We start from the raw sequence: 18980 nt of genomic DNA, 5'->3' as shown, positions 1-18980 counted from the left end.
GGGCGGGGGGCCGGTCCTGACGGTCTGGCCGCGTTGGTCGGTCTACCCAGCGGTGGGTAGCCACTGTTTGCCGGCTGCCCCCGCCCACCTCTACTGTGACCCAGGCCACAGGCATCGTCAACCCGTCACTTGGAGCGGCCTGAACGATCAGCCGACGTGGCGCAGGATCCCCGGGTCCAGCTGGTCGACGGCGGTGTGCCCGGTGAGGCCCAGTGTCAGGTCGAACTCGCCGACGACGTCCTCGACGACCTGCCGCACGCCCGCCTCGCCGGCCAGCGCGAGCCCCCAGGCGAACGGCCGCCCCAGCAACACCGCACGGGCCCCCAGGGCGACGGCGGTGAAGACGTCGGCGCCGCTGCGGATGCCGCTGTCGAGCAGCACCGGTGCCCGGTCGCCGACGGCCGCCACGACGTCGGGCAGCGCGTCCAGGGCGGCGATCGACCGGTCGACCTGCCGCCCGCCGTGGGTGCTCACCACGATGCCGTCCATGCCCTCGTCCAGCGCCCGCCGCGCGTCGTCCGGGTGCAGCACGCCCTTGAGCAGGATCGGCAGCTTCGTGCGGGAGCGCAGCCAGGCCAGGTCGTCCCAGTTGATCGAGGGCCGGGAGTAGATGGCGAGGAAGGTCTCGACGGCCGCCCGGGGGAGCGGTGAGCGCAGGTTCTCCCGGAAGGGGCCCGGCCAGGCGCGGGCCATCGTCACCAGCGCCCGGACGGCGGCCGGGGTGGGCCGGGGCTGCGGCTCGCGCGGGCCGGCGGCGGCCGCGCGCTCCTCGACCAGGCGGCGGAACACCGGGTCGGAGGTGTACTGCGCGATCCCCTTGCCCAGCGCGAACGGGAGGTGGCCCAGGTCGAGGTCGCGCGGGCGCCAGCCGAGCATCGTGGTGTCGAGGGTGACCACGAGGGCATCGCACCCGGCCTTCTCGGCGCGGTGGACCAGGCTCTCGACGAGCTCGTCGGAGGTGGACCAGTACAGCTGGAACCACCGAGGCGAGCCGTCCATCGCCGCGGCGCACTCCTCCATCGAGCGCGAAGCCTGGTTGGAGAACACCATCGGCACTCCGGTGGCGGCGGCGGCCCGCGCGACGGCCAGATCGGCCTCCGGGTGCACGAGTTCCAGCGCCCCGACCGGCCCCAGCAGCAGCGGCGCGGGCAGTCGGCGACCGAAGAGCTTTACGGAGGTGTCGCGGGCGCTCGCGTCGCGCAGCACCCGGGGGACCACGGCCCACCGGTCGAAGGCGGCGCGGTTGGCGCGCTGGGTGACCTCGTCGCCGGCGCCGCCCGCGACGTAGGCGTAGGCGCGGGCGTCCAGCGCTCGCTTCGCGCGCTCCTGCAGTCGGCGGATGCCGACCGGCACCCGCGGGGATCGGCCGTACACGCCGGCCCGGTACACCTCGTTCTGCCGCCGTCGGCCGGCGCCCGCTTCGTCCACGCGGTCACGGTAGTGACCGGTCTCACGGCCGCCGAGGCAGGGCCCGGCGATCCGTTGCGGCAGGGGGTGCGGCTGCTGGATCGCGGGTAGCGCGCGGGATGGGATCGGCGGGTCCCGCGGTTCCCCCGGACGGGTGGGCGGCGGGTATTCCGCGACACGCCGCACGACACGCGCGACACGCGCGTAACGGGCTGGCAACGAAGTGTCACTTCCGTCATCCTCGGGAACTGCAGTGCATCGGTGGGGGGAGCAGGGCTGATCAGCGGTTCGGGGCAGATCGCCGGGCCGGCGTGGACGACGTCGGCGCGGGTGGCCCGCGGTGCCCTCCCCGCAGGGGTGGTGACCGGCCTCCTCGTCGTCCTCCTCGGCATCGCCGTCTCCGGTGCCGGCCCGGCGCGTGCGGTCGACGACCCTGCTCGCCCCGACGCCCGGGTGACCCACGGCCCCAGCTGCCGCCCCGGCGGCATCGTGGTCGAGGTCGTCGCCGGCAACGCCCCGTACAGCGTCGTGCTCGCCACCGTGCGGACGCCGTCCGGTGAGGACGAGGCCGTCCTGGAGCCCTTCGCGACCGTGGTGCTGCGCACCGGGGACGTCGCGCCCGGCGAGACCATCGACCCGCGGCTGCAGTTCACCGCCCGCGACGGCTCCGGCCTGGCCTTCGTCGACGAGTTGGCGGACTACACGCTCACCCGGCCCACGGTCGAGGACTGCGAGGCCGCCTTGTCCCCGCCCCCGCCGCCGCCGGCGCCGCCCACCGCTGAGGTGGAGGCCGCCGAGCCGGCTCCCTCACCCCCCGCCGGGCAGGGTTCAGGGACGCCGCGGATCCCCGGCACCACGACGGCGCCCGCCCCGACCACCGGCCGTGCGGCGCCCACGAGCCCCGACGCCACCACCGGCGGTGAGGCGCCCCGCACCTCCGACGCGGCGGGGGCGGTCGTCCCGGCCGGTTCCGTAGGAGGGGTCGCCCAGGTGCAGGCGGGGGGCACGGTCCTCCTGCGCGGCGCCGGCTTCATCCCCGGCGAGCGGGTGGACGTCCTGCTCCACGGCGGCGAGACCGTGCTGGCCAGCACCACGGCGGACCCCACCGGCGCGATCCGCGTCGACGTGCGCATCCCCCGGACGGCCGCGGCGGGCCCCACCACCCTCGACCTCGTCGGGGCCGACTCCGCGGTGGGCACGAGCGTCGCCCTGCAGGTCGGGGCCGCCGAGCAGGCGGTGCCGGCCCGCGGGGTCCTCTCCCTCGCATCGCTGACCATCGCCGCGGTGGCGCTCGTGGTCACCACCGGCGGGCTGGTCTCGGTCGTCGGCCGCCGGCACGCCGGCCGACGCGCCGTCGGCTCCGCCTCCGCGGTCTGAGGTCGGTTTCACCGTCGCCCGATCAGGGGACCCTGCCTCCGTGCCACTGTCCGAGGACGCGCTCGCGCGCGGGGTCCCCCGGGACGCCGCCGCTCTTCCCGGAGCCGCTCCCCGCCCCGCCGAGACCTGGTTGCGCATCGTCCAGGTGCACGACCGCATCACCCGGCGGGTCGACTCGGCGCTCCACCGCCACCACGACCTCTCCCTCACCGGCTTCGAGGCGCTGCGGCGCATCGCGGAGGCGCCGGGGGAACGGGCCACGATGGGGGAGGTGGCCGACGCCGTCGGCCTCTCCCGGCCCGGCGTCACCAGCACGATCAACCGCCTGGTCGCCCAGGGGTTGGTCATCCGGGAGCGGGTCGACGGCGACCGGCGCCTGCTGCACGCCCGGCTCACCGACGCCGGCCGGGCCCGGGTCACCGCGGCCCGCACCACGCACGACGAGCTCGTCGCCCACCTGCTGGCGCTGATCGGTGACGACGCCGCCGTCGTCACCGATGCGCTCGCCCGGGTCTCGGCCGCCACGCGCACCCGTCGCTGAGGTGGCCGGGGCCGGGGGCCGCCGGTCGGACGCGCCCCCGTACGGTGCCCTCCATGGCTGCTCCGGGTGACCTCCGCCACGCACGGTCCGAGCGGGTCGGGGGTGTGGCGTGAACGGCGCGCAGGCCCTCATCCGCACGCTGGTCGACGGCGGCGTCGACGTCTGCTTCGGCAACCCGGGCACCTCGGAGATGCACTTCGTCGCCGCGCTCGACAGCGTCCCCGAGATGCGCGGGGTGCTGTGCCTGTTCGAGGGCGTGGCCACCGGTGCCGCGGACGGCTACGGCCGGATGACCGGCCGGCCCGCCGGCGTCCTCCTGCACCTGGGGCCGGGGCTGGCCAACGGGCTGGCCAACCTGCACAACGCGCGCCGCGCGGCGACGCCGATGGTCCCCGTCGTCGGTGACCACGCCGGCTACCACAAGCAGTACGACTCCCCGCTGGACTCCGACATCGACGCGCTCGCCGGCACGGTGTCCCGGTGGGTGCGCCGCTCGGAGACCTCCGCTGACGTGGCGGTCGACGCGGCGGGGGCGATCGCCGCAGCCCGCACGGCCCCCGGCGGGATCGCCACCCTGATCCTGCCCGCCGACGTCTCCTGGTCCGAGGGGGCCGCGCCCGCGGCGCCCCGGCCGGCGGGCGGGCCGCGCCCGGTACCGGAGGACGCCGTCGCGGGCATCGCGGCGCTGCTGACCTCCGGCGAGCCCTGCGCGGTCCTGGTGGGTGGAGCGGCGACGCGGGAGGCGGGGCTGCGGGCCGCCGGCCGGATCGCGCGAGCGGCCGGGGCGCAGCTCTACTGCGAGACCTTCCCCGCGCGGCTGGAGCGAGGGGCGGGCCTGCCGCCCGTCGAGCGGCTGCCCCGGGCCGGCCAGCAGGTCGCGGCCCGGTTGGCCGGCGTCCGCCACCTCGTCTGCGTGGGCGCCCGCCCGCCGGTGGAGTTCTTCGCCTACCCCGACCGCCCCAGCAGCCTGGTCCCCGAGGGGTGCGAGGTCCACGTGCTCGCCGAGGGGGCGGACGACGTCGTCGGCGCGCTGGACCGGCTGGCCGAGCTCGTGGGCCCCGGGGTGGAGCCCGACCTGCAGCCCCTGCAGCGGCCCGAGCTGCCCACCGGCCCGCTGACGCCGGACGCCGTGGGTGCGGCGCTGGGCGCCCTGCTGCCCGAAGGGGCGGTCGTGGTGGACGAGGGGGTCACCTCGACCCGGCAGATGCCGCTCCCGACCGCGGGCGCCCCGCGCCACGACTGGCTCACGCTCACCGGGGGCGCGATCGGCCAGGGGCTCCCGGTCGCCACGGGGGCCGCGGTCGCGTGCCCGGGCCGGCGCGTCGTCTCCCTCGAGGGCGACGGCAGCGCGATGTACACGATCTCGGCGCTGTGGACCCAGGCGCGCGAGCAGCTCGACGTGACCACGGTCGTGTTCAGCAACCGGTCCTACCGCATCCTCGAGGGCGAGCTCCGCAACGTCGGGGCGGAGGCCTCCGGGCCGCGGTCCCGGGACCTCCTGGAGCTCGACCGGCCGGACCTCGACTTCGTCGCGCTGGCCGCCGGGATGGGTGTCCCGGGGAGCCGTGCGACGACGGCCGAGGAGTTCGTCGAGCAGTTCCGCCGGGCCGTCGCCGCCCCCGGACCGCACGTGATCGACGCGGTGCTGTCCGTCAGCTGACCGAGTCCGGATCGTTGCCTCCCGGGGCGATGCGCGGTCCGGCGCTGTGCTTGTATCCAGGTGATCCAGACCACCGACCGGGTAGCACCCGGCTGTGGCAGACCGGTCAGCGGTGACCGTTGGGGGGAAGAAGCATGCGCATCTCGGCAGGCCTCGCGAGCGTGGTCCTGATCGGTCTGGTGGCCGCCTGCGGCGGTGACGACAGCGGGGGCGGCACTGCTGCCGAGGGCGGTGGCGAGGCGTCGTCCTACCCGACGGAGTCGATCCGGATGCTCGTCCCCTACGGCGCCGGCGGGCCGACCGACCTGACCACCCGCACCGTCGGTGCCTGCCTCGAGGAGGAGCTCGGGCAGACCGTCGTCGTCGAGAACCTGCCGGGCGGCTCCGGCGCCCTCGCGACGACCGAGCTGGTCGGCGCCGAGCCCGACGGGTACACCCTCTCGCTGGTCACCGCGGGCACGATGGTGCTGACCCCGCTGGCCAACGAGGTGGGCTACACCAAGGACGACATCACCCCCGTCGGCGTCATGACCGAGGTCCCGTCGGTGCTGGCGGTGGGGGAGAACTCGCCCTACGCCTCCGCGGAGGACTTCTTCGCCGCGGTCGAGGCCCAGCCGGGCACCGTCACGGTGGGCACCCCCGGCGCCTCGACGCCCCAGGCCATCGAGCTGCAGCGGCTGGCCGAGGAGCACGGCGTGCAGGTCACCGCCGTGCCGTTCAACGGCAACGCCGAGATGACCACCGCCCTGCTCGGCGGGAACGTCGACGCGGTGCTGATCAACGCCTCCAGCGACGTGGTGCAGAACATCGAGTCCGGCGCCTTCGTCCCGCTCGTGGCCTCGCCCGAGGAGCGGCTGTCCTGGCTGCCCGACACCCCGACCTTCGAGGAGCTCGGCTACGACGGCCTGACGCTGTCGGGCTCGACGTTCGGTCTCGCCGGGCCGGCCGGGCTGCCCGACGACGTCGTCTCGACGCTGGAGGACACCCTCCAGACCTGCCTGGAGAAGCCGGAGGTGCAGGAGCAGCTCGGCGAGGAGTACGTCCTCGAGGAGTTCGCCGGCGCCGAGGAGCTCGCCGAGGTGCTCGACCGCACGCAGGAGGTCTACGAACCGATCCTCGGCTGACGCCCACCCGCACCCGGACCCCTACGCCCCACCCCCGACCACCGGAGGAACCCATGCGCCGTACCCGCACCACCTGGCCCGCGCTGATCGCCGCGTCCGTGCTCGCCCTCGCCGCCTGCGGCGGCAGCGAGGACGCCGGCAGCGAGGACTCGGCGGAGGCCGCCCCGGACTACCCGACCGAGAGCATCAACCTGATCGTCCCCTACGCCGCCGGTGGCCCGACCGACCTGGCCGCGCGCACCATCGGCAGCTGCATCGAGGACGAGCTGGGCCAGACCGTCGTCGTGGAGAACCGTGAGGGCGCCTCCGGCTCGGTCGGCATGCAGGCGATGATCGCCGGCGGCAACGACGGGTACACGCTGTCGCTGATCGCGGTGCCGGCCTCGGCCACCAACCCGCTGCAGGACGACGTCGGCTACACCAACGAGGACTACGTCCCGATCGCCGCGGTCACCGAGATCCCCTCGGCCCTCATCGTCGGGGAGGGCTCGCAGTTCACCACCGCCGAGGAGTTCTTCACCTACGCGGAGGAGAACCCGGGCGAGCTCAACGTCGGCGTCCCCGGCACCACGACGTCGCAGGCGATGGAGCTGCGGCGGCTGGCCGAGGAGTACGGCGTCGAGGTCACCCCGGTGCCCTTCACCGGCAACGCCGAGATGACGACGGCGATCCTCGGCGGCAACGTCGACGCCATCTTCATCAACAGCTCGCAGGACGTGCTGGAGAACATCGACGCCGGCAGCTTCGTGCCCCTGGCGGTCAGCCCGGCCGAGCCCGTCGACTACATCGACGCGCCGACCCTGGCCGAGTCCGGCTTCGAGGAGCTGACCAACAGCGTCTCGGTCTTCGGCCTCGCCGCCCCGGCGGGCGTCCCCGACAACGTGGTCTCCACGCTCGAGGAGACGGTCGACACCTGCCTGCAGAAGGACGACGTGCGCGAGCAGCTCGGCGAGCAGTACGTTCCGGACGAGTTCATCGACAGCGAGGCCTTCTCCACCCGGATCGACGAGATCGTCGAGGCCTACGGGCCGATCCTGCAGGAGTGAGCCCCGCGGCGGTGGGGACCGGTGCTCGGCCGGTCCCCGCCGCTGAGCGGTCGCGTACGTGCCTTCCCCCGGAGACTTGATGACGAAGCAGTTGCACCGGCTCGCGCCGCTGATCCTGGTGGTCCTCGGCGCGGCTGCGATGCTGGGCGCCCGCGACCTCGGCCTCGGCGAGATGAGCGCACCCGGCCCTGGCCTCTGGCCGTTCATCGTGGCCACCCTGCTCACCTTCACGGGGGTGGTGCTGCTCTTCATCGACGACCCCGAGGACTACGAGCCCTGGACACGCGGCACCCTCGGCATCGCGATGGGGCTGGCCAGCCTCGCGGTCTTCATCGTGCTGTTCGAGACGATCGGCTTCTTCGTCTCGGCCGTCCTGATGCTGCTCTTCTGGCTGCGGATCTTCGCCCGCGAGCCGTGGCGCTGGGCCGTTCCGCTCGCGGTGATCGGGGCGCTGGTGTTCCACCTGCTGTTCGCGGAGGTCCTGGCCGTACCGTTCCCCGACGGCATCGTCTTCGCACCGGTGGGGAGCTGAGGCATGAGCATCCTGGAAGGCATCGGCCAGGGGTTCTCGGTCGCCCTCGACCCGACGAACCTGCTCTACGTCTTCATCGGCGTGCTCATCGGCACCGTCATCGGCGTGCTGCCGGGCCTCGGGCCGACGGCGACCATCGCGCTGCTGCTGCCGATCACCTACGAGATCGAGCCCGTCACCGCGGTGATCATGCTGGCGGGCATCTACTACGGGTCGATGTACGGCGGCACGATCACCTCGGTGCTGCTGCAGCTGCCCGGCGAGGCCGCCTCGGTGGTCACGACCTTCGACGGCTACCAGATGGCCAAGCAGGGCCGGGCCGGCCCCGCGCTGGGCATCGCCGCGGTCGGCTCCTGGATCGGCGGCACGGTCTCCATCGTCGGCCTGGTCCTGCTGGCTCCACCGCTGGCCGAGCTCGCCGTCTCCTTCGGTGACCCCGAGTACGTGGCCCTCACCGCGCTGGGCATCCTGCTGGTCACCTACCTGGGCACCCGGCACCCGGTGAAGAGCCTGGCCATGGCCGCGCTCGGCCTGCTCCTGGCCACGGTCGGGCAGGACCTGATCACCGGGACCGGCCGCTTCACCTTCGGGTCGATCTCGCTGTTCGACGGCTTCGACTTCGTCGCCGTGGCGATGGGGCTCTTCGGCGTCGGCGAGATCCTCTACAACGTCGAGAAGACGGAGAAGGCCCAGGCGATCAAGAGCAAGATCAGGAACATCTGGCCCAACCGCAAGGACTTCAAGGACTCCTCCGGCGCGATCGCCCGTGGCTCGGTCCTGGGCTTCTTCCTCGGGGTGCTGCCCGGCGGTGGCGGAGTCATCTCCTCGCTGGCCTCCTACGCGATGGAGAAGCGGCGGGCCAAGGACCCGACCCGGTTCGGCAAGGGCGCCATCGAGGGCGTCGCCGGGCCGGAGACGGCGAACAACGCCTCCTCCACCTCGGCGTTCATCCCGCTGCTCACCCTCGGGATCCCGCCCAACGTGGTGCTGGCGCTGATCTTCGGCGCGCTGCTCATCCAGGGCATCACGCCCGGGCCGCAGCTGATCGACCAGCAGCCGGAGATCTTCTGGGGCGTCATCGCGTCGATGGCCATCGGCAACCTGATGCTGCTGATCCTGAACGTCCCGCTCGTCGGGTTCTTCGTCCAGCTGCTGCGGGTGCGCGCCGGTATCCTGGCCGCGTTCGCCCTGCTGGTGACGATGGCCGGCGTCTTCTCGGTGAACAACGACTCGTTCGACATGTGGGTCGTGCTCGTGTTCGGGATCATCGGCTGGCTGATGAAGAAGACCGGCTTCGAGCCGGGTCCGCTGGTGCTGGCGTTCGTGCTCGGCACGATCCTGGAGGAGTCGTTCCGCCGGTCGATGCTGATCTCGGGCGGCGAGGTGTCGATCTTCTTCACCCGGCCCATGTCCGGCACGCTGTTCGCCCTCATGGCCCTGGTGGTCATCTGGAGCACCGTCCAGGGCATCCGCCGCCGGCGGGGTCGCAGCCGCCCGTCCATGCCGGGCGAGGAGGACCTCGCGGCGACCGGCACCACGGCCGAGCCCGAGGGCACGCCCGGATTCGAGAACACCGACGACGCAGAGGGTGCTGCGACCGGGGCGCCCCGGGACGGCTCCGGCTCGACCGGGACGACGGGTTCGACCGCCTCGAGGGCGCAGGACGGGGGCCCGGGGGCTGACCGTGGCTGACCGATCCCGCCGGGTGGCGCCGCCGGCGCCCCGTCCCCCCGCACCCGCCCCACCACCGGAGGAGCAGTGATCGACAAGAGGGTCGGCTCGCTGGCAGCCGCGGTCGAGGGCGTCGAGGACGGCGCGACCGTCCTCGTGGGCGGGTTCGGGGCCGCCGGTGTGCCGGTCGAGCTGGTGCACGCGCTGCTGGAGCAGGGCGCGAAGGACCTGACGATCGTCACCAACAACGCCGGGAGCGGGGAGACCGACGTCGCCGCGCTCATCCGCGAGCGGCGGGTGCGGAAGATCATCTGCTCGTACCCGCGGTCGGCCGGCTCCATCTGGTTCGAGGAGTTCTACCGGGCGGGAGACATCGAGCTCGAGCTGGTGCCGCAGGGCACCCTCAGCGAGCGGATGCGCGCCGCGGGAGCGGGCCTGGGCGGCTTCTTCACGCCCGCGGGCGCCGACTCGCTGCTCGCCCGCGGCAAGGAGGTGCGCATGATCGCCGGACGGCGGCACGTCTTCGAGGAGCCGCTGCGCGGCGACGTCGCGCTCGTCCAGGCGCTGCGCGCGGACCGCTGGGGCAACCTGGTCTACAACAAGGCGGCGCGGAACTTCGGCCCCACCATGGCGACCGCGGCCGACCTCACCGTCGTGCAGGTGCGGGAGTTCGTCGAGCTGGGCGACCTGGACCCCGAGGCCGTCGTGACCCCGGGGATCTTCGTCGACCGGGTCGTCGAGGTGGCGGCATGACGGTCACCCCGCTGTCGCACACCGGCATGGCCGCCCGGGTGGCACAGGACATCCCCGACGGCTCCTACGTCAACCTGGGCATCGGCATGCCCACGCTCGTCGGCGACGTCGTCTCCGCCGGCAAGGAGATCGTCTTCCACAGCGAGAACGGCATCCTCGGCATGGGGCCTGCTCCGGCAGCCGGGGAGGAGGACTGGGAGCTGATCAACGCCGGCAAGTCGCCGGTGACCCTGCTCCCCGGCGGCTCCTACTTCCACCACACCGACTCGTTCATGATGATGCGCGGCGGCCACATCGACGTCACCGTGCTGGGCGCCTTCCAGGTGTCCGCGCAGGGCGACCTGGCGAACTGGGCGACCGACGACGCCCACCTGCCCCCGGCGGTCGGTGGCGCGATGGACCTCGCGGTCGGCGCCAAGCGGGTGCTGGTGCTGATGATGCACACCACGCCCGACGGCCGGCCCAAGCTCCTGCCCGAGTGCACCTACCCGCTGACCGCCGCGCAGGTGGTCGACCGCATCTACACCGAGCTCGCGGTCATCGACGTCACCCCGACCGGTCTCGTGGTGCGCGAGATGGTCGAGGGGCTCACGCGCGAGGAGCTGGAGCGGCGCACCGCCGCGCCGCTGGGCTACGCCGAGGAGGTCGCCGTCCTGGCGCCGCCGGTCGGCTGATCCACGCGCCGGCCGGACCGTGCGCGCCGGGGCCCGCTCCCGGGCCGGCGAGGACCCCGACCGCGCCGGGGGTCCCGCACCGGTCCTGCTCCCGGGGCGCCCGCCGCCTCTTTCCGGGGCGGTAGCGCTCTGCCCCGTCGGCGTGGGCAGGGACGTGCTGCTCGGGACACCCTCCCGGGGAACCGGCCCGGTCGGTGGTCGCGCGGTGCGCCGGCCCGGCCACCAGCGGCTCCGCCGCAGCGCTCGGGGTCACCCGTCCGCCTGGTCGTCGCAAACACTTCAAGCCCGTAGTGTTTCGCCGGTACGAGAACGGGCAGGACGTGATCATGCTCGCGCAGTGCACCGTCGTCGTGCCGACGATCGGACGTCCCTCTCTCGACGTCCTGCTCGACGCGCTGGCCGCTGCCCCGGGCCCGCGCCCGGCCGAGCTCGTCGTGGTCGACGACCGCCCCACCGGTGCGCCGCTCGACCCCGACCGCCCCGGGCTGCCGCCGGTCCGCGTCGTGCGCACCGGGGGAGGAGGCCCCGCCCGGGCCCGCAACCTCGGGTGGCGCACCGCCCGCACCGAGTGGATCGCCTTCCTCGACGACGACGTCGTGACCGACCCCGACTGGTACGGGCGGCTGGCGGCCGACCTCGGCGACCTGCCCGACGACGTCGCGGGCAGCCAGGGCCGGGTGCGGGTTCCGCTGCCCGCCGACCGCCGGCCCACCGACTGGGAACGCGGTACCGCGGGCCTGGCCACCTCGAGCTGGATCACCGCCGACCTCGCCTACCGCCGCAGCGCGCTCGCTGCGGTCGGGGGCTTCGACGAGCGCTTCCCCCGCGCCTTCCGCGAGGACTCCGACCTCGCGCTGCGGATCATGGGCACCGGTGCCCGGCTGGTGCGCGGGGAGCGGTGGATCACCCACCCGGTCCGGCCCGCGGACCGCTGGGTCAGCGTCCGGGTGCAGGCCGGCAACGCCGACGACGTCCTCATGCGCCGGCTCCACGGGCCGGACTGGCGCGAGCGGGCCGACGCCGCGCTCGGCCGCCGTCCGCAGCACACCGCGGTCACCGCGGCCGCCCTGGCAGCCGTCGGCCTGGCCGCCGCGCGCCGGCCCCGGGCGGCGCTGGCCGCAGCGGCCGCCTGGGCCGCGGGCACCGCGGAGTTCGCCTGGCGCCGGATCGCCCCCGGCCCGCGCGACCGCACCGAGGTGACGACGATGCTGGCCACCAGCGTGCTCATCCCACCGCTGGCCACCTGGCACTGGCTGCGCGGGGTGGTCCAGCACGTGGGTGTGCCGAAGTGGCGCGGCCTGCCCGACCTGGTGCTCTTCGACCGCGACGGCACGCTGGTGCACGACTTCCCCTACAACGGCGACCCGGAGTGGGTGCGGCCGGTGGACGGGGCACAGGAGGCCCTCGACCGGCTGCGCGCCCGCGGTGTGCGGGTCGGCGTGGTCAGCAACCAGTCCGGTGTCGCCCGCGGGCTCATCACCCCCGACCAGGTGGACGCCTGCATGAAGCGGCTCGACGAGCTGCTCGGTCCCTTCGAGACGGTCCAGGTGTGCCCGCACGGGCCGGACGACGGCTGCGCCTGCCGCAAGCCCGCCCCCGGCATGGTGCTGGCCGCCTGCACCGAGCTCGGCGTCGACCCCACCCGCTGCGTCGTGATCGGTGACATCGGCGCCGACGTCGAGGCGGCCGCCGCGGCCGGTGCCCGCGGCATCCTCGTGCCCACCCCGGTCACCCGCCGCGAGGAGGTGGCGGCCGCGCCGCAGCGGGCCGCGACGCTGCCCGCGGCCGTCGACGACGTCCTGGCCGGGCTCTGGTGAGCGCCCCGCGGACCGTCCTGGTCGCTCGGCTGGACAACGCCGGCGACGTCCTCCTGCAGGGCCCGCTCGTGCGCGCCGTCGCGCACGGCGCCGACCGAGTCGTGCTGCTCGCCGGGCCGGCCGGTGCGGCCGCGGCGGAGCTGCTGCCCGGCGTCGACGAGGTGTGGACCTGGGCCTGCCCGTGGATCCTCGGCGACCCCCCGCCGGTCGACGCCGGCGACCTCGCCGCGCTGACCGAGCGCGTGCGGTCGCTGGCGCCCGACGAGGCGGTCATCTCCACGTCCTTCCACCAGTCGCCCCTGCCCCTGGCGCTGGTGCTCCGCACCGCCGGCGTGCGGCGGATCAGCGCGATCAGCGTCGACTACCCCGGCACGCTGCTCGACGTCCGCCACCGCGTCGGCGACGACCTGCCCGAGCCCGAGCGGGCGCTGTCCCTCGCCCGTGCTGCCGGGTTCGAGCTGCCGGCCGGCGACGACGGCCGGTTGGCGGTGCGCCGACCCCTGCCCCCGGTCGCGCACCCCGCCGCCGCGGAACCCGGCTACGTCGTCCTGCACCCCGGTGCCTCGGTGCCGGCGCGCGCATGGCCGGCGCACCGCTGCGCCGAGGCGGTGGAGGCGCTCGCCGACGCCGGGCACCGGGTGCTGGTCACCGGCGGGCCGGGGGAGCGGGAGCTCACCGCCGCCGTGGCCGGCGACCGCGGCGTCGACCTCGGCGGGGCCACCTCGCTGGCCGAGATGGCCGCCCTGCTCGACGGGGCCGCGGCGGTCGTCGTCGGCAACACCGGCCCGGCGCACCTGGCCGCCGCCGTCGGCACGCCGGTCGTCTCCCTGTTCGCGCCGGTGGTCCCGGCCGTCCGCTGGGCGCCCTACGGCGTGCCCTGCGTACTGCTCGGGGACCAGTCGGCACCCTGCGCCGGTACCCGGGCCCGCGAGTGCCCGGTGCCCGGCCACCCCTGTCTGACCGAGGTGACCGCCTCCGACGTGGTCGCCGCGGTGGACGAACTGCTCGCGGTCCAGCAGCCGGCCGTCGAACGCATCCCTGCCGCGGTCCCCGAGGCGCCGACGACCACCCAGGTGACAGCATGAAGATCTTGGTCTGGCACGTGCACGGCTCGTGGACGACCGCGTTCGTCCAGGGGCACCACGAGTACCTGCTCCCGGTGACGCCGGGCCGCGACGGTGACGGGCTGGGTCGTGCCCGTACCTGGGACTGGCCGGCGTCGGCGCGGGAGGTCACGCCCGCCGAGCTGCGGGACGACGAGCAGCCCGACGTCGTCGTGCTGCAGCGCCGGCGCGACCTCGAGCTGTGCCGCGAGTGGCTGGGGCGCGAGCCGGGCCGCGACCTGCCCGCGGTGTTCCTCGAGCACAACGCACCCGGGCTGGAACCGGGTGACGGACCGGTTCCGCACACCCGGCACCCGGTGGCCGACCGCGACGACATCCCGATCGCGCACGTCACGCACTTCAACGAGCTGTTCTACGACAACGGCCGGGCCCCGACGACGGTGATCGAGCACGGCATCGTCGACCCGGGGGAGCGGTGGACCGGCGAGCTGGCCCGCGCCGCCGTCGTCACGAACGAGCCCGTCCGGCGCGGGCGCACCGTGGGCGCCGACCTGCTGCCCGGGCTCGCCGCGGTGGCGCCGGTCGACGTCTTCGGCATGGGGCTGACCGGCCTGCACGAGAAGTACGGGCTGGACCCGGCGCGGGTGACCCTGTTCGACGACCCGCCCCAGCACGCCATGCACGCCGAGCTCGCCCGCCGCCGGGTGTACGTCCACCCGGTGCGCTGGACGTCGCTGGGCCTCTCGCTGCTGGAGGCGATGCAGCTGGGCATGCCCGTGGTCGCGCTGGCCACCACCGAGGTGGTCGAGGCGGTGCCCGCCGAGGCCGGGGTGGTCTCCACCCGGCCCGAGCGGCTGTGGGGCGCCGTGCGCGAGTTCCTGCACGACGAGGACGCCGCCCGCCTGGCCGGCAAGGCCGCCCGCGCGGCCGCACTCGAGCGCTACGGCCTGGACCGCTTCCTGCGGGACTGGGACGCGCTCCTCGAGGAGGTGACCCGATGAGGACCGACCCGCTCGGCGCGTACCCGCTCAAGGTCGACCTGGTGTCCGAGCACGCCAGCCCGCTCGCCGCCATCGGCGGCGTGGACGCCGGCGGGCAGAACGTGCACGTCGCCGCCCTGGCGGCGGGGCTCGCCCAGCGCGGGCACGAGGTCACCGTGCACACCCGCCGGGACGACCCGTCGCTGCCCGAGCGGGTGGCCACGCCGGACGGCTACGACGTCGCCCACGTCACCGCCGGACCGGCCGAGCCGCTGCCCAAGGACGAGCTGCTCCAGCACATGCCCGCCTTCGCGCGGGTGCTGCGGCACGGCTGGGCGGCGCAGCCCCCCGACGTGGTGCACGCGCACTTCTGGATGAGCGGCCTGGCGTCGGTCGAGGCCTCGGCCAGCCTGCTCGCGACCGTGCCGGTGCTGCAGACCTTCCACGCCCTCGGCTCGGTCAAGCGCCGGCACCAGGGCGACGCCGACACCTCGCCCGCCGAGCGGATCGACCTCGAGCGCGGGCTGTGCCGGGACGTGGCGCACGTGGTGGCCACCTGCTCCGACGAGGTGTTCGAGCTGCGCCGCCTGGGACTGCCCAGCGACCGCGTCTCGATCGTGCCCTGCGGCGTCGACACCTCGGTGTTCACGCCCCGCGGTCCGGTCGCCCCCCGGGGTGAGCGCAGGCGGCTGCTGGTCCTCGGCCGGCTGGTCGAGCGCAAGGGGCAGGACGACGCCGTCCGGGCCCTGGGCGCGGTGCCCGACGCCGAGCTCGTCGTCGTCGGCGGGCCTCCGGCGGGCGGGCTCGACGCCGATCCCGAGGTGCGCCGGTTGCGCGCCCTCGCCGGTGAGGCCGGGGTCGCCGACCGGCTGGTGTTCACGGGGGCCGTCGCCCGCGCCGACGTCCCGGCCTGGATCCGCTCGGCCGACGTCGTCCTCGCCGTCCCCTGGTACGAGCCCTTCGGCATCACCCCGCTGGAGGCCATGGCCTGCGCGCGGCCGGTGGTCGCCACGGCCGTCGGCGGGCTGCAGGACACCGTCGTCGACGGCGTCACCGGCGACCTCGTCCCCCCGCGCGACCCGGAGCGCCTGGGCGCGGTGCTCGCCGCGCTGCTCGCCGACGACGACCGCCGTACCGCCTACGGCGCCGCCGGCCTGAAGCGGGCCCGCACCCGCTACCGCTGGGCCCGCGTCGTCGCCGACACCGAAACCGTCTACCGCCAGGTGCTCACCCGGCGCAGTCCCGTGGAGGTCGCCCGATGAGCGTCAGCCCGCACTCGTTCTTCGAGGACGTCGCCGAGGTCCCGGCGCCGGACACCTGCACCCACCTGACGGGGGCCGACCACGTCGCCTCGTTGCGGAACGCGCTGCGCTCGCTGGAGGAGCAGCTCCCGGCGCTGGACCGCTGGGGTCGGCTGCTGGCCGACGTCCTCTGCGGCCCGTCCCGCGGCCGGCTGCTGGCGGCGGGGAACGGCGGCAGCGCAGCCCAGGCGCAGCACCTCACCGCCGAGCTGGTGGGCCGCTACCGCGCCGACCGCCCGCCCTTCTCGGCCATCTGCCTCACGGCGGAGACCTCCTCGCTGACCGCGATCGCCAACGACTACCCGGCCGACGAGTTGTTCGCCCGGCAGGTGGAGGCCCACGGCCGCGAGGGCGACGTGCTCGTGCTGCTCTCGACGTCGGGTCGCTCGCCCAACGCGGTCGCCGCCGCCCGGCGCGCCCGCGAGTGCGGCATCACGACGCTGGCGATCACCGGCCCGGCGCCGAACCCGCTGGCCGCAGCGGCCGACGACGCGGTCTGCATCGACTCCCCGTGGACCGCCACCGTGCAGGAGTGCCACCTGGCCGCCCTGCACCTGGTCTGCGCGGCCTTCGACGCCGCCGTGCTCGCCGAACCGCCGCGGGTGCCGACGGGACCGTCGCTGGAGGCGGCGAAGTGAGCGCCCGTCCGCTGGTCGTCGTCGGCGATGCGCTGCTCGACGTCGACCTGGTCGGCACGGCGTCGCGGCTGACCCCCGACGCCCCGGTGCCGGTGGTGGAGGACATCGAGCGGCGGGAACGCCCCGGCGGCGCCGCGCTGGCGGCGGTCATCGCCGCGGCGGCGGGCTCCCGCGAAGTGGTGCTGGTCGCGCCGATGGACTGCGACGAGGACGCCGACCGGCTGCGCGCCCTGCTCGCCGGCCGGGTCCGCCTGGTCGAGATCCCCGCCACCGGGGGGACCGCCGTCAAGCAGCGGGTGCGCGTGGGTGACCACTCCGTCGCCCGGCTGGACAGCGGCGCGCCCGTCGCCGTGCTCGGCGAGCTCCCCGCCGCGGCCGCCGACGCGATCCGCGACGCCGCCGCCGTCCTCGTCGCCGACTACGGCCGGGGCACGACGGCGGACGCGGCCGTCCGCGCCGCCCTGGCGCAGGCCCGTGGCCCCGTCGTCTGGGACCCGCACCCGCGTGGCGCCGACCCGGTGCCCAGCGCGCGCCTGGTCACCCCCAACGGCGCCGAGGCGGCCCGGGTGGTCCCGGCCGTCGACGGCGAGGGCCTCGCCGCCGTCGGGGCCCGCGCCGAGGCGCTCATCCGCCACTGGGGCGTGGGCGCGGTCGCGGTGACGATGGGCTCCCGCGGCGCGCTGCTCTCCTACGGCACCGGCGCACCGATGGTGGTCCCCGCGGTCGCGGTGACCGGTGGCGACCCGTGCGGCGCCGGAGACTCCTTCGCCGCCGCCGCGGCGCTGGCCCTCGCCGACGGGGCGGTCACCGGCGAAGCGGTCGCCGCAGCGGTCGCGTCCGCCTCGGCCTTCGTCGCCCGGGGCGGCGCGACCGCCTGGGACGCCGACGAGCGGGTCGAGGTGGAGACCGCCGCGCCCGGGGCGGGGGCCGTCATCGCCCGGGTGCGCGCCGCGGGGGGCACCGTCGTCGCCACCGGTGGCTGCTTCGACCTGCTGCACCCCGGGCACGTCGCCACGCTGCGCGCCGCCCGCGGCCTGGGCGACTGCCTCGTCGTGTGCATCAACTCCGACGACTCCGTGCGCCGGTTGAAGGGACCGTCGCGTCCGCTGGTCAGCGCACCCGACCGTGCCCGGGTGCTCGAGGCGCTGGAGTTCGTCGACGCCGTGGTGGTCTTCGACGAGGACACCCCCACCCAGGTGCTCGACCGGCTGCGTCCCGACGTCTGGGCCAAGGGTGGCGACTATGCCGGGGCGGACCTGCCCGAGGCCGAGGTGCTGCGCGGCTGGGGCGGTCAGGCCGTCGTGCTGCCCTACCTCGACGGCCACTCGACCACGGCCCTGGTCGAGCGCTCCCGCGTGTGAAGCCGACCGCGGTGGTCCTGCGGCCGCTGGGGCTGGGGGACCTGCTCACCGGGGTGCCGGCGATCCGCGCGGTGCGGGCCGCCGTGCCAGGGCACCGGCTGGTGCTGGCGACGACGACCGCGCTCGAGCCGCTGGCCGGGCTGGTCGACGCCGTCGACGAGGTCCTGCCCGCCCGCGAACTGGAGCCGCTGGACTGGTCGGGGCCGCCGCCGGAGCTCGCCGTCGACCTGCACGGCAAGGGCCCGGCCTCGCACGTGGTCGTCGCCGACCTGCACCCGCAGCGGCTGCTCACCTTCGCCAGCCCCGGCTACCCCGGGCCAACCTGGTACCCCGACGAGCACGAGGTCCGGCGCTGGTGCCGGCTGGTGTCGGAGGGGTTGGGCGTCGAGGCCGATCCCGACGCGCTCGACATCGCCGCGCCGGCCGTGCCCCCGCCGGTCCGCGGGGCGGCCGTCGTCCACCCGGGAGCGGCGTTCGAGGGCCGGCGCTGGCCCGCCGACCGGTTCGCCGCGGTCGCCCGCCACCTCGCCGGCTGCGGCCACGACGTGCGGATCACCGGTGGTCCGGCAGAGGTGGAGCTCGCCCGGTCGGTGGCCGAGGCGGCCGGGCTACCCGGGACGGCGGTGCTCGCCGGCCGGACGACCTCGCTGGAGCTCGCCGCGGTGGTGGCGGCGGCGCGGCTGGTGGTGTGCGGCGACACCGGCGTCGCGCACCTGGCCACCGCCTACCGGCGGCCGTCGGTCGTGCTCTTCGGCCCGGTGTCGCCGGCGCTGTGGGGGCCGCCGCCGCGCCCGCAGCACGTCGTCCTGTGGCACGGCGACGGCACCGGGGACCCGTGGGGCACCGACCTCGACCCAGCCCTGGGGAGGATCACCGTCGACGAGGTGGTGGCCGCCCTGGACCAGCTGCCGCTCGGCCACGACCAGGGCACCTGATCATGCCGCGTCCTCCCTCGTGGTGTGCGGTGAGGGAGGACGCGCCGCGGTGAGGGAGGAGGCCGCCGCCCGGCCCCGGCGGCGCGGGGTCGCCGAGGT

Annotated in this window: 17 protein-coding genes; 16 read left to right on the top strand and 1 reads right to left on the bottom strand. The window is 75.4% G+C overall.

The window, feature by feature from the left end; translation table 11 throughout:
* Nucleotides 1-147: 147 nt before the first annotated feature.
* Complete coding sequence (locus ACI79W_RS15715; protein WP_456563025.1) at nt 148-1428, bottom strand: alpha-hydroxy-acid oxidizing protein; 1281 nt, start codon at nt 1426-1428, stop codon at nt 148-150.
* Nucleotides 1429-1668: 240 nt separating this feature from the next.
* On the opposite strand from ACI79W_RS15715, the gene ACI79W_RS15710 reads away from it, so the two are divergent.
* The 16 genes from ACI79W_RS15710 (at nt 1669) to ACI79W_RS15635 (ending at nt 18881) form a co-directional block, all read left to right on the top strand.
* Nucleotides 1669-2784 carry a hypothetical protein gene (locus ACI79W_RS15710; RefSeq protein WP_456563024.1) on the top strand — a complete coding sequence of 372 codons (1116 nt, stop codon included), beginning with the start codon at nt 1669-1671 and terminating at the stop codon, nt 2782-2784.
* Nucleotides 2785-2824: 40 nt separating this feature from the next.
* A complete protein-coding gene (locus tag ACI79W_RS15705) occupies nt 2825-3325 on the top strand; it encodes a MarR family winged helix-turn-helix transcriptional regulator (RefSeq protein WP_456563023.1) in 501 nt (166 codons plus the stop codon).
* 109 nt (nt 3326-3434) lie between these two features.
* Nucleotides 3435-4985, top strand: coding sequence for an acetolactate synthase large subunit (locus ACI79W_RS15700; protein ID WP_456563022.1), 1551 nt, complete (start codon nt 3435-3437; stop codon nt 4983-4985).
* Nucleotides 4986-5119: 134 nt separating this feature from the next.
* Entirely contained in the window at nt 5120-6109 is a 990-nt protein-coding gene (locus tag ACI79W_RS15695) for a tripartite tricarboxylate transporter substrate binding protein (protein WP_456563021.1), read from the top strand.
* A gap of 53 nt (nt 6110-6162) precedes the next feature.
* A complete protein-coding gene (locus ACI79W_RS15690) occupies nt 6163-7155 on the top strand; it encodes a Bug family tripartite tricarboxylate transporter substrate binding protein (RefSeq protein WP_456563020.1) in 993 nt (330 codons plus the stop codon).
* A 79-nt stretch (nt 7156-7234) separates the two neighbouring features.
* Nucleotides 7235-7687 carry a tripartite tricarboxylate transporter TctB family protein gene (locus ACI79W_RS15685; RefSeq protein ID WP_456563019.1) on the top strand — a complete coding sequence of 151 codons (453 nt, stop codon included), beginning with the start codon at nt 7235-7237 and terminating at the stop codon, nt 7685-7687.
* Nucleotides 7688-7690: 3 nt separating this feature from the next.
* Entirely contained in the window at nt 7691-9379 is a 1689-nt protein-coding gene (locus tag ACI79W_RS15680) for a tripartite tricarboxylate transporter permease (protein ID WP_456563018.1), read from the top strand.
* Between the two features lie 66 nt (nt 9380-9445).
* Nucleotides 9446-10111, top strand: coding sequence for a 3-oxoacid CoA-transferase subunit A (locus ACI79W_RS15675; RefSeq protein WP_456563017.1), 666 nt, complete (start codon nt 9446-9448; stop codon nt 10109-10111).
* Nucleotides 10108-10785, top strand: coding sequence for a 3-oxoacid CoA-transferase subunit B (locus tag ACI79W_RS15670; RefSeq protein ID WP_456563016.1), 678 nt, complete (start codon nt 10108-10110; stop codon nt 10783-10785). Before ACI79W_RS15675 ends, ACI79W_RS15670 begins: the two co-directional genes overlap by 4 nt.
* A gap of 290 nt (nt 10786-11075) precedes the next feature.
* Complete coding sequence (locus ACI79W_RS15665; RefSeq protein ID WP_456563015.1) at nt 11076-12602, top strand: HAD-IIIA family hydrolase; 1527 nt, start codon at nt 11076-11078, stop codon at nt 12600-12602.
* Nucleotides 12599-13687, top strand: a complete 1089-nt coding sequence (locus ACI79W_RS15660) for a glycosyltransferase family 9 protein (RefSeq protein ID WP_456563014.1) — start codon at nt 12599-12601, stop codon at nt 13685-13687. The genes ACI79W_RS15665 and ACI79W_RS15660 overlap by 4 nt, the downstream gene beginning before the upstream one ends.
* On the top strand, nt 13684-14667 hold the full coding sequence (locus ACI79W_RS15655; RefSeq protein ID WP_456563013.1) for a glycosyltransferase: 984 nt from the start codon (nt 13684-13686) through the stop codon (nt 14665-14667). Before ACI79W_RS15660 ends, ACI79W_RS15655 begins: the two co-directional genes overlap by 4 nt.
* Nucleotides 14664-15908, top strand: coding sequence for a glycosyltransferase (locus tag ACI79W_RS15650; RefSeq protein ID WP_456563012.1), 1245 nt, complete (start codon nt 14664-14666; stop codon nt 15906-15908). Before ACI79W_RS15655 ends, ACI79W_RS15650 begins: the two co-directional genes overlap by 4 nt.
* Complete coding sequence (locus ACI79W_RS15645) at nt 15905-16585, top strand: D-sedoheptulose-7-phosphate isomerase (RefSeq protein WP_456563011.1); 681 nt, start codon at nt 15905-15907, stop codon at nt 16583-16585. The genes ACI79W_RS15650 and ACI79W_RS15645 overlap by 4 nt, the downstream gene beginning before the upstream one ends.
* Complete coding sequence (gene rfaE2 / locus ACI79W_RS15640) at nt 16582-17946, top strand: D-glycero-beta-D-manno-heptose 1-phosphate adenylyltransferase (protein ID WP_456563010.1); 1365 nt, start codon at nt 16582-16584, stop codon at nt 17944-17946. Before ACI79W_RS15645 ends, rfaE2 begins: the two co-directional genes overlap by 4 nt.
* Nucleotides 17943-18881 (top strand): glycosyltransferase family 9 protein, encoded by a 939-nt coding sequence (locus ACI79W_RS15635; RefSeq protein ID WP_456563009.1) that lies wholly within the window; start codon nt 17943-17945, stop codon nt 18879-18881. The genes rfaE2 and ACI79W_RS15635 overlap by 4 nt, the downstream gene beginning before the upstream one ends.
* The last annotated feature ends 99 nt before the right edge of the window (nt 18882-18980 follow it).

Source organism: Blastococcus sp. SYSU DS0533 (assembly GCF_054050775.1).
The sequence above is the reverse complement of the archived record's forward strand: the minus strand, read 5'-3'. Positions and strand labels throughout refer to the sequence as shown.

Bases quoted from the DNA above. Each gene is read 5' to 3' on its own strand.
- ACI79W_RS15655 (WP_456563013.1), top strand. From the start codon at position 13,684: ATGAAGATCTTGGTCTGGCACGTGCACGGCTCGTGGACGACCGCGTTC.
- ACI79W_RS15670 (WP_456563016.1), top strand. From the start codon at position 10,108: ATGACGGTCACCCCGCTGTCGCACACCGGCATGGCCGCCCGGGTGGCA.
- ACI79W_RS15680 (WP_456563018.1), top strand. From the start codon at position 7,691: ATGAGCATCCTGGAAGGCATCGGCCAGGGGTTCTCGGTCGCCCTCGAC.
- ACI79W_RS15695 (WP_456563021.1), top strand. From the start codon at position 5,120: ATGCGCATCTCGGCAGGCCTCGCGAGCGTGGTCCTGATCGGTCTGGTG.
- ACI79W_RS15685 (WP_456563019.1), top strand. From the start codon at position 7,235: ATGACGAAGCAGTTGCACCGGCTCGCGCCGCTGATCCTGGTGGTCCTC.
- ACI79W_RS15645 (WP_456563011.1), top strand. From the start codon at position 15,905: ATGAGCGTCAGCCCGCACTCGTTCTTCGAGGACGTCGCCGAGGTCCCG.
- ACI79W_RS15650 (WP_456563012.1), top strand. From the start codon at position 14,664: ATGAGGACCGACCCGCTCGGCGCGTACCCGCTCAAGGTCGACCTGGTG.
- ACI79W_RS15690 (WP_456563020.1), top strand. From the start codon at position 6,163: ATGCGCCGTACCCGCACCACCTGGCCCGCGCTGATCGCCGCGTCCGTG.